The following is a 16,016-nucleotide window of genomic DNA, read 5'->3' as shown; positions in this document are numbered from 1 at the left end:
GTACAAAGTGGGAGGTCGTTAACAATGGCAGTTATAACATCATTCAAAAGATTAACATTCGGCATTATGTTCGGCTATGGTTGCATGATGATGGCGCTTATGACGCCGGCAGTTCTGCTTTTAACATTCAAAATGATTGAAATTGATCCAGATGGATATACATCTTCGTTTGGACTCGTAGCGGGGATAGGTGCCTTTTTTGCCCTGATTGGCAACCCAATCGGCGGGGCGCTTAGTGATCGAACGAACAACCGGTTCGGTCGCAGACGTACGTGGATTATCATTGGCTCTTTAGTAGGCTGCGCGTCGCTATTGTGGATTAGTCAGGCTACGCAGGTATGGCAGGTGATGGTAGGTTGGTCCGTCGCACAGTTGTTCTTTAATTTCGGCATGGCGGCGTTCACGGGACTTGTACCTGATCAAGTCGAGGAGTCCAAGCGCGGTACGCTTTCCGGTTTAATCGGTCTCATCGTTCCTATAGCGATGTCCGTTGGTATGGGAATTATGATGGCTATGCCGAACGCTGCTTCGAGCACGAAATGGCTGTTGGTGTCGATTATCGGAATCGTCGGCCCCCTCATCAGCATGTTTTTTATTAAAGAGGGCAAAGTGGATATCGTAAGAGTCCAAGGCGGCCGCACTTCATTTGCAGAGAAATTAAGCAAAGTCTATCCGAATCCGCGTAAATTCCCATCCTTTACTTGGGCAATTGTATCGAAGTTCTTACTTATGATGGGTTTTTGCAGTTCCCTCTATTTAACCGTCATGCTCGTCAATCGGATGGGTTACACGGAGAGTGAAGCGACTTCAACGGCAGGTACGATTCAAATTATTTCATTGTTTGCGATGGCGTTAACGAGCGTATTCGGAGGGATGCTTTCGGATAAGTTCAAAATTCAAAAGCCATTCTTATATGGCTCTGCCATCATTATGATTATGGGTATCTTACTATTTGCTTTCGTGCCAACGTACATGGCTTTTATCCTAGCATCTGTCATCATCAGCCTTGGCGGAGGATGCTTCTCAGCGGTAGATATGGCGTTAGTTACGCGAATCCTGCCTAATAAAGACGATGCTGCCAAAGATTTCGGTCTCATGAACGTCGCGAATGCCTTACCACAATCGATCGTGCCTGCCATTGCACCCGTTCTGCTCGCTATCGGCGGCTGGTCATTCTTCTACATCGCATTGGCTGCTTGCGTAGTCGGCGGGATCTTGGCCACAAGACCGCTGCCTGAGGTAGGTCAACTACCAGGTGAGCGTCCTGAAATCATGACCAATGAAATGCCAACTGCTAATAAATTAATATCCTAATAGGTTAGGGAGGAAACAACGATGTCTAACAAAACAAATACAACAACTGCTGATAAAGAATCAATCGCATTCATCCATAATGAGGGAGGACCTACACTTGGGTATTCCCTTTCATCCGGTGCGCAAATCATAGAGCAAGATGGGTTATCTTTTAAAAATGTAAGCAAAGACGGTGTCTTGAAGCCCTATGAGGACTGGCGTTTGCCCGCTGAGGAGCGGGCCAAGGATCTTGCCGCTAGAATGTCAGTAGAAGAGATTGCGGGCTTGATGTTATACAGTGGGCATCAAGCGGTACCTGCTGCGGGCGGCGGTTGGTTCGCTGGGAAATATGGCGGGAAATCCTACGAGGAGAGCGGTGCAAATCCTTGGGATTTGACGGATGCACAAATCGCATTCTTGACGGATGACCACCTACGCCATGTGCTCGTGACGACAATTGCCAATCCAGAAACAGGCGCACGCTGGAACAACTTACTGCAAGCATTCGCAGAAAAGTCAGGCTTAGGCATTCCTGCGAACAACAGCTCAGATCCACGGCATGGGTCGGATGCCAGCTCGGAATTCAATATTGGCGCAGGGACAGAGTCACGGGTATCCATGTGGCCTGAAACGTTGGGGCTTGCAGCCACATTCGATCCCGAAATCACCCGTAAATTCGGGGAGGTTGCTTCCAAAGAATACCGCGCGCTTGGACTTGCGACAGCCCTGTCTCCGCAAATTGATATCGCGACAGATCCCCGTTGGTTCCGCTTCAATGGAACCTTCGGAGAGGATTCTGCCTTGACGACCGACATGACGCGTGCCTATGTGGATGGTTTCCAAACGTCCGTAGGTGAACGGGAGTTAGCCGAAGGCTGGGGCTTCGACAGCGTGAACGCGATGGTGAAGCACTGGCCGGGAGGCGGCTCCGGCGAGGGAGGCCGAGACGCGCATTTCGCTTGTGGGAAATATGCGGTGTATCCGGGAAATAATTTCGAAGAGCACTTGAAGCCATTCATCGATGGCGCCTTTCAATTAGATGGCAAAACAGGCAAGGCTTCTGCTGTCATGCCGTATTATACGATTTCTTTTGATCAGGATAACGTGAATGGGGAGAATGTTGGCAACGCGTATAATGCCTATTTAATCAATGATTTACTGCGTGGACAATACGGCTATGATGGCGTTGTATGCACAGACTGGATGATTACGGGCGATGAGACAGGCGTTCAGGATACCATTTTGACCGGTAAGTCCTGGGGAGTTGAGCATTTAACTGTTGCAGAGCGTCACTACAAGCTAATCATGGCTGGTGTGGATCAGTTTGGCGGTAATAACGAAGCGGGGCCTGTGTTGGAGGCTTACCAGATCGGTGTAGCCGAGCATGGTGAGGCCTATATGAGAAGCCGGTTCGAACAATCGGCAGTTCGTCTTCTGTTGAATATGTTCCGACTAGGTCTGTTCGAGAATCCTTATGTGCAGCCAGAGGAAAGTGCGAAGATCGTGAGCAGTCCTGAATTTATCCAAGCAGGTTATGATGCGCAGCTGAAGTCGGTTGTTCTTCTGAAGAACAAGGGGCAAGTCCTGCCGATGAAACCGAGAAGCAAAGTCTATATTCCAAAGCGCTACTTACCGGCCGGAAGGAATTGGTTCGGTATGCCAACGCCAGAGAGATTAGAGCACTTGGCTAATTTAGCGGTTGTACAAACGTATTATGATACGACGGACAATCCAGAGGAAGCCGACTTCGGGCTTGTATTCATCCAGAATCCGAAATCAGGCATTGGTTACAGCCAGGAGGATGCCGAACAGGGCGGCAACGGGTACGTGCCGATTAGCCTTCAGTACAAACCTTATACAGCGGAACATGCGCGTGAAGTAAGTATTGCAGGCGACCCTAGGGAACATGACGTGCTTAACCGCTCTTATCAAGGCAAAACGGTAACCACACAGAATGCGAACGATCTGGAAATCGTCCTAGAGACGAAGGAAATGATGAAAGGCAAACCTGTCATCGTCTCGATGCTGCTGGCGAATCCAGCGGTTGTCGCGGAGTTCGAAGCGGAAGTGGATGCGATTATCGTGAGCTTTGGCGTGCAGGATCAGGCAATCCTGGATGTATTGTCGGGAGCCTATGAGCCATCCGGTTTGCTTCCGATGCAAATGCCGGCCAATATGAGAACGGTTGAAGAGCAGCTGGAAGATGTAGCGCATGACATGTTGTGCCACCAAGATTCGGAAGGTCATACGTATGATTTTGCCTTCGGACTGAATTGGAGCGGTGTTATCGAGGATACGCGTACGGCGAAATATAGAAAAAATCGTTGATCTGAATGTGAAATAACCCGGTAGGCCATGAGGCCTTGTGCCGGGTTATTTGCGTTAAAATAATTGGCTATGCCAAGTGGTCTTTCTTTGCGCATCATTGCAATGGTATAATGAGCGTACGAAATCAGCATGTTTAAAGTCCTACTGATCATTAGGAGTGGTGTCGAATGAGTACAGCCAATCGCGGAGTCAACATTGGTCCTCCACGTTTTAAAATAGCCGTTCACGGCATAGTCTGGTTAGCCAACAGCGGGTGCCTGTTATCCAGTGCGGCGATTGCTAATCAAGTGGATTCGCACGCGACCTTCATGCGCAGAGTGATGCAATCCCTCGCTGATGCGGGGCTCGTGGAGTCCAAGGGCGGGCGAGAGGGCGGCTACATGCTGCGGAAGTCTGCTGATGACATCACGCTTGGGGAAGTCTTTTCCGCAGTAAGTGCCGGATGTGTAGAGCCTGAAGAGAGTTCTGGCTGCGGTGAGGCCGGGGACCTGCTGGATATGGAGCTGGAGAAGATTCTATTCGAGGCTGAAAGGCGAACAATTGAATACTTGAGCAGTTTCACCATTAGACAAGTCATGAACCGGGTCGAGTTTTTTTCAAAGCCTTGTAGGCCATGTGAAGAGTAAGATACGCATATAAACAAGCGCATGCTTCGCTTAGAGGCATGCGCTTTATTTGGGTTTATTGCAGCCGAATAACCGGAAGTGAAGGAGCCGCGGATAAGGGGTTATCAGAAGTAGGGCATAAATTTCGAGGCACCTGATTTGAACAATCCTGCTAGTATTACACAATGCAGAGCAACATCTTTTTGCAAACAGTTGGAGTCGCCAATTGGGTTTGTTTGTAGGATACGAGCCTCTTGAAAAGCAATGTGCTGTGCGAAGCGGATGAAATCTTCACGCAGGCAAAACATATGTTGTTCTAGCTCCACTTGAGGCGGGCACAACGCTTGAACACCATCACCTATAACAGCGAAGGTTTGTAAAGATGGTGGCAGCCGACAAGAAAGCCATTTGATACAAGTGGCAATCTGTCTTTGATGCGGAGGTTCCAGTAAGTCGAATTGTTGATTAAGCTCGCATATACCGCCTTGAATCCTGAAAGTGGTGTCATCCTGACGAATAAAGATATGGATACTGTGCGCTCCAATGTGAATCACATCGAGATCACTGGGAATAAGTAATCCCATGATCGTCTTCCTCACGCGCATATCTTCTGTCTGATTGATCGAATGGTAAGCATTCTCTAGATTGTTGGCAACTTCGTTGGCGTCGTCCTTCATATCCATGTGCATGTCATTACCTCACCCATAATTCTTCTAGTATGGTTATCGCTGAATCGTGCTCGGAATTCCAATACTAACAGAATGTGGAAAAGTAGTCCACCAATTTTTGTTAAATTTTATTAAAAATAGGTTAAATAACCCGATCCTAATTAGGATCGGGTTTGGTGTATGAACCAGCTTATTTAGATCACAAATTTATAGCCTACGCCCCAAACGGTCTTAATGTATTTAGGTTCTTTGGGATTGACTTCGATTTTCCTGCGCAAATTCGTTATATGTACGTCAATCGCACGCTCATTTATGTAGGAGTCGAATCCGCGTAAGGCATTGATTAAGTCCTCGCGTCGATATACACGCTCGGGGTGTTCGACTAATAAACGAATCAGTTCGAACTCGGAGAAGGTCATTTCAATCGAAGCGCCTCGTACGTGGAGTGTACGTTTCTCTAAATTAATTTGCAGTTCCGTAGCAGGCACGCTTACGCGTTGCGGACTGGGAGCAGGCTCTGGAGGAGGAGACTGCTGTTGTTCTGCAGGTAGTTCTCTTTTGAACCGACGCAACAGAACTTGTATGCGAGCTTTCATTTCGTGCATACTGAAGGGCTTGCATAAATAATCATCGGCTCCTACGGTAAAGGCTTCAATCTTCTCACTTACCTTGGAGTTGGAAGAGATGATAATGATAGGAACAGGCGTTAACCCTCGCAAGGAATTACAAAGCTCTGTGCCTTCGAAATCAGGAAGAATAAGATCCAATAGGATCAGGTCGGGTTGGAAATGATGCAGAGCTGCAAGGCCCTCTTGTCCATTGTGACACCTAAGAACGACGAAGTCTTCCTCTTTCAGATACATACAAATCATCTCACCGATAATATCATCGTCTTCAATTAATAGAACTCTGTCCATTAGAAGTCCCCCCTAACGCATAGTTTTCTAATTAAATTTGTAAAATGTGAAGTGGTGAGTGACCTCGCTAATAATTTGCTAATATATCCATTATACGCTGTCGAAATTTAAGAGTAAACCGTTTTCATCAACGAAATTTTATGAAATGTTAGTAAAATATTAGCGAAAAAAAAGGTCTAAATTCATAAGATTTAAGTAAGTAACCTAATAAGTGGAAGCTACAATGTGGTTATAAGTAAGAATGGCGGGTAGAGGTGGCGGGAAAATGGGACCAAGGGACAGGTACGGGGTACTATTAGTGAGTGAATCAATAGATTCACAGGAGGTTGTAAAGACCCTGTTCGAGCAGGATGAGCAGTTTAATTTGGTCGGGATTGCTGCGCATGGACATGCGGCATTGGCTTGTATGCTATGTGATAAACCGGATCTAGTCCTGATTGATATGGCTTTACCTGAATTGTTAGGTCTTACGGCTCTCCAGCTCATTATGGAACATAGTCCTACTCCAGTCATTGTCCTTAGCACGTCTACATCGGAGGGCTCGGTGCTAACCATCCAGGCGATGCGATTAGGGGCAGCAGATTATTTTCATAAAGACATGCTTGTTGAAGGTTTACATAGAGAGGGGATTATCAGTTATTTCTTAGAGCGGTGCAAATTAACGATTCAAAATGGGGTTAAGGGCGTCTATCCTGCAGCCATTCAAATGGACGGAAATGCCGAATTAGCAGAGATAAGCTCCCAAATGTTCAATGAAGTTTTGCTGCGCAGGCGCATGGATATTGAATTTCATTTGCGTAAGGCGCTCAAGCTGCAGGAATTTAAGCTCGTCTATCAACCCGTAGTTGAAATTCATACGAGCCGCGTGGTTGGATTGGAGTGTCTGCTTCGCTGGAACAACCGACATCTAGGTCACGTTCCGCCAACTGAATTTATAGCAATCGCAGAAGAAAGTGGACTTATCCATGAAATCGGCAAATGGGTGCTGCGGGAGGCATGTACACAGAATCAGAAGTGGCAGAAGGCAGGTCTTCCTCCGATGTTTGTGGCTGTGAATTTATCCAGGAAGCAGTTCAACGATTGCCGGCTGAGTTTGACGATTGCTGAAATTCTGGAGGAAACGGGTCTGGAACCGAAGTACTTGGAGCTCGAAATTACGGAAAGCTTGAGCGTGGATGCCAGGCTGGCTTCTGATACGCTTGGCGAGCTGAAGAAGCTTGGGGTCCGCATTGCGATGGATGACTTCGGAACAGGATACAGTTCCCTCGGTTATCTGCGTGATTTCCCTATCGATAAAATGAAAATTGATAAATCCTTCATTAAAGACTTACAGAACCAAACCGTCAACGCGGTGATCGTGAATACGATGATTACGATGGCGAAGCACCTGAATCTCCTCGTGGTGGCGGAAGGGGTAGAGACAGAAGAGGAATTGCAAGCGCTAAGGGCGTATGGCTGCCGATTCGTGCAGGGCTATTATTATAGTAAACCGGTTGAGGTTCAGCATATTGAAGAAATGCTAGTTCATCTTATCTGAAATGTAGGATACAATGAGTAAGCGACGAGAAATGAGGACGTTCTTGCAGGAATCGAAAACAGGTTGGTGATAGCTTTGCTACAAGATTTGATAATAAACTTTGCTTTGATTACGGTGTTTGTCGTATTTGTTGAACAAATCTTTCTATTAACGAAGCTAGATCAACAGCCTACCTGGTTGTTCAAAGTGTACAGTGGTTTAGTACATGGTGCACTCGTGATACTGCTGATGCGATTCAGTGTGTCCGTTGATCCGCATGTGAGTCTGAATTTTCGAGGGATAGGTTTGTTATTGTCGGTTTATATGGGCGGCTTCTTATCTATACTTATTACGTTTGTGTGCTTATGGGTCAGCAGGTTCATCTTTGAGGGGGCCATTGATCTCCCGCTGCTGATTATCGGTTTAGCTGCGGTTTCCGGAACGGCTATCATCTTCGCAAGGACGCGTTCCTTTTGGCTGAAATGGCTGTACGGAGTGACCTTTTTCTTCGTTTTTTACTATACGTGTATGTGGTTACTATACGGGACGCCGCTCCGTACGATCTCGATATACATTATGTATCAGATGGTATGCGCTTTCGTCGTTAGTATTTTCATACGTTATCTGGTTCGTACTCGCGAATATAAACAGCAGATTCGTCAAGTTGAAGATGAGTTGATCGACATGCTGCGGTATCAACCTGGTTTTACATTCAAGCTTCATAAACATCACGGTGAATACGTTTACATTGTGATCGAGGGCCAACTGCTGGAGCAGCTTGGTTTACGGCCGATACAATTCATTGGCAAACGTGTCGATGATGTGGCATTTCAGGATAAGAACTTTGTGGCGATGATCAAGCAAAAGTATGATAGAGCGTGGCAGGGGGAGCGGGTTACCTACGAGTATGATTCCCTTAATGGATATACGCTGCTAGTCAGTTTACAGCCGATCTATAAATATGGTGTTGTGATGGAATTAATCGGTTCCGCTTGTGACGTTACGGATCATCGTGCAGCCTTAAATAAGGCGAGGACGAGAGATGAGCAGTATCGGACTTTGGTCGAAAATTCAGAGGATTTCATCTTCCGGTTTCGGTTAGATGGGACCATTGCTTCATCGAACAGTAAGATGTACCTTACGTATCAGATGAATTCCAGCCAAGTGAAGGGACGTCAATTGTCGGATGTGATTCAGATGGACGACCCTGAGAAATGGGAGAGAGGCTTTGAGCAAACGATTGTTGCGCGGAAAACGCAGCAATTCGGCATTCATCTACAGCATCCCGACGGGACGGAACATGCGTATAACGTCACGTTATCCCCTCTTTTCAAGGATGGAGAGAACGAAATTGAGGGTGTAATGGGCACCGTTCACGACATTACGGACCTGAAGAGACGTGAAGAGGCGGATCAATCGAACAGAGCCAAGAGCGAATTCCTAGCTAGAATGAGTCATGAAATACGGACACCGCTGAATGGAATTATCGGATTATCGCTGCTCTTACAACGAACCGAATTAACGGCGATCCAACAGGATTATTTGACCAAAATTGATTCTTCCTCCAATGTGCTGTTAACTACGATTAACGATATTCTTGATTTCTCCAAACTGGAAGCAGGTAAAATGTCGTTAGAAACCGTAGACTTCTCTTTAGAGGCGTCCCTGCAAAAGGTAGCAGATCTAGCGAGCGTCTCGCTAGGCATGAGCCCGATCGAGATTATGCTCGATACGTCTGAGGATCTGCCCGATTTGGTGAATGGTGATCCTTTCCGGTTGGAGCAGGTCCTGATCAACTTAACGAATAATGCGATTAAATTCACTCGAAATGGCTATCTACGGTTAAAAGTAGCGCTCGAGGAGACCGCGGATGAAACTTATTTAGTCTCATTTGCCATGGAGGATACCGGCATTGGTATTTCGAAGGAACAGTTGACCAAGCTTTTCGTTCCTTTCTCACAAGCGGATACGTCGATGAGCCGCAGATACGGCGGGACGGGATTAGGTCTTGTGATTTGCCAGCACTTAGTGCAGTCGATGGGCGGCGTCTTGCAGGTGGATACCGTTCTAGGCCAAGGAAGCTGCTTTTATTTCAGCTTGCTGCTAGGACGAGTCCGTTCCGAAGAGGCTATAGAGGATACAAGCATTAGGATGATCGGCGAGAATGATGCGCCTTATCGGCGTATGCGAGTGGCCGAAGATCATCCGCTTGTGGCGCAGCACCTGACAGCGTTGCTCGGAGGCATGCAGCTAGAACTGGATACCGTGACGACTGCGTCGGAGTTGGTGACTTCTTTAGAGCAGGATGCGTGGAATGCTAATCCTGTTGATTATCTGCTGCTCGATATGCAAATGGCAGACCTCGAGCAGCAGGATGGCTTAGAGCGAGTAATGGCGCCGATCGATCGCTCGCGCACAAAGGTTATCGCGTATACTACGCTAGATGGCCGAGAACAGATGTCTGAGCTGCCGGTGGTCTTACAGGCAGATGCCGTGCTCGTGAAACCCGTAAGCAGAAGGACATTGAGGATGACCATTGAGAATTTGGAGGGACAGGAAGCACGCTCCGTTGCAACGGAACCTTGCCTGGTGACTCGCTCCGTGGAGAAGCGCGTCACTGCGTCCAGAGGGAACATTCTTGTCTCGGAGGACAATGAGATTAATCAGCTTGTCATTTCAGAGCTCTTAGAGCAATTAGGCTATCACGTGGTGATCGCGCAGAATGGCCGGGAAGCTTTGGCGCTTGCTGATCGTCAGGAGTGGGCACTCATCCTGATGGATATTCATATGCCGGAGATGGATGGCTATGAAGCTACGCAAAAGCTGCGGCAGCAAAAAAGCCTGAATCGCGTTCCGATCATTGCGCTCACCGCGAATGTGCTGATGCAGGATCGTATGCAGCTTTTGAAGATGGGCATGAACGATCTGCTCACCAAGCCTGTAACGGAAGGGCAGCTGACCGATATGCTGACGAAATGGCAAGGGCTCAGCTGGCTATTAGAGATACAAGGTGTAGATACCGAGCAATTGATGCGGAATATTGATCATAAGCTTCATATTTTCCAGTATATGATAGAGAAATTTAGACAAGATTATAGCAGCTTCTATGAGCAAGTTATGCTGCTCGTGAGCAGCGGGGAGAAAGCCATCGTAAGCAGGAAGATCCATACGCTGAAAGGGATTGCCGTGAATTTCTACGCAGAAGCTCTAGTGGCGGAGGTGCTCAGCATGGAGAAGGAATTGGAACATGGCATGGATGCGGAGGTTTGCGGTGCACGCTTACTGCGTGTTCAGCAGGAGATAGACGGCATACTGGGTAAGGGCAAGGCTGTTATGGTGAGTGAGGTACAGTAGGGAACGGATCTTCGCATAGTGATCGAGATTGACGCGATTGCTGGAAAAGGATCTAAGCGGCTTGTGCGCTTAGATCCTTGTTTGTGTCTACTGCTGTTTTTTCAGCAGTCTCGTAGTCGAGCTGTAACGCCCAAAAAGGTCGTTACCGCAGGTGATTTCGCCTTTTGGGCGGGGCTGCTGGCGTCGTAACGCCCAAAAAGGGCCTTACAGGGCGAGCCTTGGCTCGTAATCGAGCTGTAACGCCTAAAAAGGTCGTTACCGCAGGTAGTATCGCCTTTTTGGCGGAGCTGCTGGGGTCGTAACGCCCAAAAAGGGCGTTACGGGGCGAGCCTTGGCTCGTAACCGAGCTGTAACGCCCAAAAAGGTCGTTACCGCAGGTAGTATCGCCTCTTGGTCGGAGCTGCTGACGTCGAAACGCCCAAAAAGGGCCTTACGGGTCTGCATCGTCACAGACAATCAGCATGCGGTTTTCCCCTTTTTGGCACACCATCATTAGATCTAAACGTGTCCCGCAAGATAAGTCAGTCCGTAGGTTAGCCAAACACAGTGATATGCGTTGACGCCAGCATAGACGATGACGGTTAGTGTCAGAGCGGGATGCACCCACATTTTCTGGTGGATATACGGATATAGGATCATTAAGGTAACAGGGAAAATAAGTTTAACTGCATAGTAAGCGATTACATGCCATTCGTATAAACTGCGTATGAACGGGTTGAGTTCTTCGATGAAGCTTAGATGCAGGCCTACATCCGTGAATAAGGCGTCAGAGAAACATAGAATGAGCAGCAAGATCAGCATTTTGCTCCTGAACAAGGAACGAAGGTCAGGCATAGGGATCCTCGCTTTCTGTGGTGTGATACAGATCGTGGCTTAGCTTTCTTTTGATACAAATGTAATCAGAATCTGATATGTATCTGATACATAATGTATCATTAAAAGGAGGGACTTGTCCAGAACGTATCACACACAACATGCTTCACAAAGAAAAAATCCCCCGCGATCCGCTAAAGATCGAGGGGGATTACTTATATAGGCCCGGTGGGGGTCGAACCCACAACCTACCGGTTAAGAGCCGGTTGCTCTGCCATTGAGCTACGGACCTGAGTAAATGTTATTCTAACATGCAACGTTAGAGTTGGTCAACCTTTTCCTTCTGTTACTCGGAAATAGAACGAGAGCCCGCCTACCGCCGAGGCGAGTAAGTGAGCTCCCTTTACTAACATTTAGAATACTTTCGTCGTCCAGGATTCACAGTTCCACGTTTCTGTCACGACATCGCGATAGAAATCAGGTTCGTGAGAGATCAGGATGATGCTGCCTTTGTAAGCGCGAAGCGCACGCTTCAGCTCTTCTTTGGCATCGACGTCCAAATGGTTCGTCGGCTCATCGAGCACAAGCAGGTTCGTTTCGCGGTTGATTAGCTTGCACAAGCGAACCTTCGCTTTCTCGCCACCGCTGAGTACAACGATTTTGCTCTCGATATGTTTCGTCGTGAGTCCACAGCGGGCAAGCGCCGCGCGAACCTCGAATTGGTTGAGCGAAGGGAATTCGTTCCAAACCTCATCGATACACGTATTGTTATTGGATTCCTTAATTTCCTGTTGGAAATAGCCGATTTGTTGGTTTTCACCTTTATGCACAGATCCGGATAGAGCCGGGATTTCGCCTAAAATGCTGCGAAGTAACGTCGTCTTACCGATACCGTTGGCACCGACGAGCGCAATTTTCTGCCCACGCTCCATACGCAGGTTAAGTGGACGGGACAATGGTGTGTCGTACCCGATAACCAGATCTGTCGCTTCAAAAATGAGCTTGCCTGCCGTACGCCCTTCTTTGAAGTTGAACTGCGGCTTCGGTTTTTCTTTGGCCAGTTCGATGACATCCATCTTGTCGAGCTTCTTCTGTCTGGACATCGCCATGTTACGTGTCGCGACGCTGGCTTTGTTACGCTGAACGAAATCTTTCAGTTCAGAAATTTCCTGCTGTTGGCGTTTGTACGCGGACTCAAGCTGCGACTTTCTCATTTCATGAACTTCTAAGAAATGGTCATAGTCACCGACGTAGCGGTTTAAAGCTTGATTTTCCATGTGGTAAATCAAGTTAATTACGCTGTTCAGGAAGGGAATATCATGTGAGATGAGGATGAAGGCATTCTCATATTCATTCAGGTAGCGCTTCAACCATTCGATATGCTGCTCATCCAAATAGTTCGTAGGCTCATCGAGGAGCAGAATATCTGGTTTCTCGAGCAGAAGCTTCGCAAGCAGAACTTTCGTCCGCTGCCCGCCGCTCAAATCGTTTACGTCCTTATCTAAGCCGATATCTGTCAGACCCAGACCGCGGGCCGTTTCTTCGATTTTGGCATCGATCATGTAGAAATCCTGATTCGTTAGCGTATCTTGAATCGTTCCTACATCTTCGAGCAAACGCTCCAACTCTTCTGGGCTAACGTCGCCCATGCGGCCGTACATATCGTTCATTTCTTGTTCCATATCGAATAGATATTGAAAAGCACCCTTCAGTACGTCGCGCATCGTCATGCCTTTGGTCAGCACAGCATGTTGATCGAGGTACCCAACGCGCATGCGCTTGGACCATTCCACTTTCCCATCGTCCGGTTGCAGCTTGCCGGTAATGATATTCATGAAGGTGGATTTCCCTTCACCATTTGCGCCAATAAGTCCGATGTGCTCGCCCTTCAACAGGCGGAAAGAGACATCGTTGAAGATCGCGCGATCCCCAAAGCCGTGACTAAGTCGTTCTACATTTAATATGCTCATGAATGACACCTTTTCTATTGAACTTTTTTCTTCTTACATTTTATTATAAACGAGTGGGTGCAAACAACTCCCCAGATGTGGAAAAATGGGGTTTTTATTCGTTATCCATCAGGATATGCCCATAGCCTGGCATCATTTCGACGAAGCCTGCCATCTGTCGTAGATTGGCGGTGATCGGCTTATTTTGACCCATCAGAATGATATTCTGGGGATCGCGACGTCCCTCGGACGGAAGTTTATAAGCTTTGACATACGGGAATACCTCGTGAAGTGTGGTATGAATCGCGGCAAGGAGCGGGTCCTGCTCCCCCTTACCCATCAGATTAAGGAGGATAGCGCCTTCGGCGTCGAGTTTTTGCGCAGCCATTTGGAAAAAGCTTAATGACGTTAACGACAGGGGCGTGCCCTTCTCGGTAAAAGCATCGACAAGAATGTAGTCGTAGGTGCTTGCTGACTCTTCACGGAGGAGCTGTCTACCGTCGCCTATACGTACATTGTCTTGGCTATAGCCAAAGTAGCGTCTGCTCAGCGCGACGACATGCTCGTCCAGCTCTGCGACGGTGAAGCGCTTCTCTTTCAGATGAGAGGCAATGGAGCCGATCCCATGCCCGATCAGGAAAACCCGCTGAAAGCTGTGGTTATTTGCCTGCATGAGATGAATCATCGCCCGCGGATACTCGAAAAGCACGCGATCCGGTTGTCGTAGATCCATGGCGCCCTGCATGGCGTGGTTGGAGAATTCTAGGATGCGAAAGCGTCCTTTTTCACCTGCGAAGGTGTCTGTATCGTAAATGGTAATGTCGTGATGAGCGGTTAGTTCCTTGAATAGCACGTCCACCGGTACGCAAACTCCTTCAAAAAGTAAGATATGTGGACAGTATACCATAGCTTGCCAATTTACATCTGTAGACCGAGGAAAGGTTAAAGCTTGCGCCTGATGAGTGGGAGTTGGTGTTGCTTTATGATAAAAGAGTCAATCAACGTGAATTCCAGGCTGGTGAAGCCCATGAATAGAAGAAATAGGAGGTACTTATGACGGAGCAAGGAAGCAATAAGAAACTAGTACTCATTGGTCTGATGCTGGGGCTCATTTTCTCGGAGCTAGATCAGACGGTTGTCTCTACGGCATTACCGACGATTATCCGCGAACTGCACGGGTTGTCGTTGTATGGCTGGGTGGCGGGCATTTATATGCTGTCCATTACGATGTTTATGCCGATTTTTGGGAAGCTGGCCGACATCTACGGTCGTAAGAAAATTTATTTGAGCTGTGTTGTGTTGTTCTTGGCGGGGTCGATCATTTGCGGGATGGCTGATTCGATGACCGTACTGCTCATAGGCAGAGGGATTCAGGGAATCGGGGCCGGCGGCTTGATGCCGCTTGCGATGATTATTATCGGTGACACGTTCCGGCTGGAACAGCGTGCGAAGCTGCAAAGCTTCATTGGACCGCTGCTCATCCTGCCACAACTGCTGGGTCCAACGATAGGCGGTTACTTCGTTAGCCATGTGAACTGGCATTGGATCTTCCTCATCAATATTCCGATTGGTATTTTCTCGGCGATTATTATGGTGAAGGGACTGCGCGAGTCAGTAAAAACGGAGAAAAAATCGATCGATTGGTCAGGCGCTTGTACGTTGGTGCTCGCGATGTTCGCCTTGCTCTTGGCACCGGTTCTCATTGATGTCAAAGGTTACACGTGGACGTCGCCGGCGATTCTTGGACTTCTGGCGTTGTTCGTTGGATTCACGGCGCTCTTTATCCAGATTGAAATGAGAGCGGCGGAGCCGATTATTCCACTCACGCTCTTTAAGAATCGCTCTGTTGTCGTGCTCTCCATTATCGTGTTCCTCACGATGCTGGGGGTGATGGGCGGTATGTCTGGATTCCCGTTCTTCGCGCAAAATGTCATGGGCATGACACCGACAGCCTCCGGCTACTTGTCACTTGCCTTCATGGCAGGGGCCATTCCGGCGAGCATTCTGTGTGGGAATTTGATCACAAAGGTAGCGTATAAAAACCTATTCATCCTTTCGTTCATTTTCCCGATCGCCAGCTATATCCTGCTGTCGCGGATTCATGTGGATACGACGGTGATGTACATTATCGTAGGATTTTTCATTCTGGGACTAGGCATCGGCGTATTGTTCGGCTCCGATAATCTGATCGTGCAGGAGTCGGTCGCGAAGGAGCATAGCGGCGTGGGCGTAGCGACCGTGCAATTGTTCCAAGCGATCGGTACGACGCTAGGGTTTAGTATCTTTGGCAGTCTGCTGTCACGGAACATTACGAAAGGGCTTGCAGGCATGTCGGATCAATTCCCAGCTGGCACAGCGGAAACGATCTTGAATGGCGGCATCCCGAAAGGGCTGCCGGTAGATCTCATGCTGCGGATTAAAACCGTGTTTGCTGACAGCTTTCAGCATATTTTCACAATCGGCATTGGGTTCGCGGTGGTGGCGTTCATCGCATGCTTCTTTATGAAGCGTGAGGTGCTGTCGAGCCATGAGGAAGTGGTCCCCGTGGCGGGGCCAGGGACTAGTGCTTAAGT

General features: G+C 48.1%; 11 protein-coding genes and 1 tRNA gene. 6 read left to right on the top strand and 6 right to left on the bottom strand.

Annotation, left to right across the window (positions count from 1 at the left end; genetic code table 11):
* Positions 1 to 24 precede the first annotated feature (24 nt).
* The 3 genes from A8709_RS13700 (at position 25) to A8709_RS13690 (ending at position 4,247) form a co-directional block, all read left to right on the top strand.
* Positions 25 to 1,314, top strand: a complete 1,290-nt coding sequence (locus tag A8709_RS13700) for an MFS transporter (protein ID WP_065852948.1) — start codon at positions 25 to 27, stop codon at positions 1,312 to 1,314.
* A gap of 21 nt (positions 1,315 to 1,335) precedes the next feature.
* On the top strand, positions 1,336 to 3,621 hold the full coding sequence (locus A8709_RS13695; protein ID WP_065852947.1) for a glycoside hydrolase family 3 protein: 2,286 nt from the start codon (positions 1,336 to 1,338) through the stop codon (positions 3,619 to 3,621).
* Between the two features lie 167 nt (positions 3,622 to 3,788).
* Entirely contained in the window at positions 3,789 to 4,247 is a 459-nt protein-coding gene (locus tag A8709_RS13690) for an RrF2 family transcriptional regulator (protein WP_065852946.1), read from the top strand.
* 104 nt (positions 4,248 to 4,351) lie between these two features.
* Here A8709_RS13690 and A8709_RS13685 read toward each other — a convergent pair whose 3' ends face one another.
* Together A8709_RS13685 and A8709_RS13680 are read right to left on the bottom strand one after the other, a co-directional pair.
* Positions 4,352 to 4,915: a hypothetical protein gene (locus A8709_RS13685; RefSeq protein ID WP_065852945.1), complete on the bottom strand. Its 564-nt coding sequence runs from the start codon at positions 4,913 to 4,915 to the stop codon at positions 4,352 to 4,354.
* 173 nt (positions 4,916 to 5,088) lie between these two features.
* Positions 5,089 to 5,811: a response regulator transcription factor gene (locus A8709_RS13680; RefSeq protein ID WP_065852944.1), complete on the bottom strand. Its 723-nt coding sequence runs from the start codon at positions 5,809 to 5,811 to the stop codon at positions 5,089 to 5,091.
* A 298-nt stretch (positions 5,812 to 6,109) separates the two neighbouring features.
* Between A8709_RS13680 and A8709_RS13675 the strand changes: the two genes are divergently transcribed.
* Together A8709_RS13675 and A8709_RS13670 are read left to right on the top strand one after the other, a co-directional pair.
* Positions 6,110 to 7,348, top strand: coding sequence for an EAL domain-containing protein (locus A8709_RS13675; RefSeq protein WP_167357072.1), 1,239 nt, complete (start codon positions 6,110 to 6,112; stop codon positions 7,346 to 7,348).
* Between the two features lie 87 nt (positions 7,349 to 7,435).
* On the top strand, positions 7,436 to 10,681 hold the full coding sequence (locus A8709_RS13670; RefSeq protein ID WP_141692527.1) for a response regulator: 3,246 nt from the start codon (positions 7,436 to 7,438) through the stop codon (positions 10,679 to 10,681).
* Positions 10,682 to 11,179: 498 nt separating this feature from the next.
* On the opposite strand, the gene A8709_RS13665 is transcribed toward A8709_RS13670, so the two are convergent.
* The 4 genes from A8709_RS13665 to A8709_RS13650 form a co-directional block, all read right to left on the bottom strand.
* Positions 11,180 to 11,497, bottom strand: coding sequence for a DUF5658 family protein (locus A8709_RS13665; protein ID WP_141692525.1), 318 nt, complete (start codon positions 11,495 to 11,497; stop codon positions 11,180 to 11,182).
* A gap of 217 nt (positions 11,498 to 11,714) precedes the next feature.
* Positions 11,715 to 11,786 (bottom strand) — tRNA-Lys (locus A8709_RS13660).
* A 121-nt stretch (positions 11,787 to 11,907) separates the two neighbouring features.
* A complete protein-coding gene (locus A8709_RS13655) occupies positions 11,908 to 13,464 on the bottom strand; it encodes an ABC-F family ATP-binding cassette domain-containing protein (RefSeq protein ID WP_065852940.1) in 1,557 nt (518 codons plus the stop codon).
* Between the two features lie 94 nt (positions 13,465 to 13,558).
* Positions 13,559 to 14,302: a spermidine synthase gene (locus tag A8709_RS13650; RefSeq protein WP_065852939.1), complete on the bottom strand. Its 744-nt coding sequence runs from the start codon at positions 14,300 to 14,302 to the stop codon at positions 13,559 to 13,561.
* Positions 14,303 to 14,496: 194 nt separating this feature from the next.
* Here A8709_RS13650 and A8709_RS13645 point away from each other — a divergent pair, with 194 nt between their 5' ends.
* Positions 14,497 to 16,014, top strand: a complete 1,518-nt coding sequence (locus A8709_RS13645) for an MDR family MFS transporter (RefSeq protein WP_065852938.1) — start codon at positions 14,497 to 14,499, stop codon at positions 16,012 to 16,014.
* The last annotated feature ends 2 nt before the right edge of the window (positions 16,015 to 16,016 follow it).

The sequence above is a fragment of the Paenibacillus pectinilyticus genome (genome assembly GCF_001700435.1).
GTDB lineage: Bacteria > Bacillota > Bacilli > Paenibacillales > NBRC-103111 > Paenibacillus_E > Paenibacillus_E pectinilyticus.
Note: the sequence above shows the minus strand (reverse complement) of the source record. Positions and strands in the feature narration are given on the sequence as shown.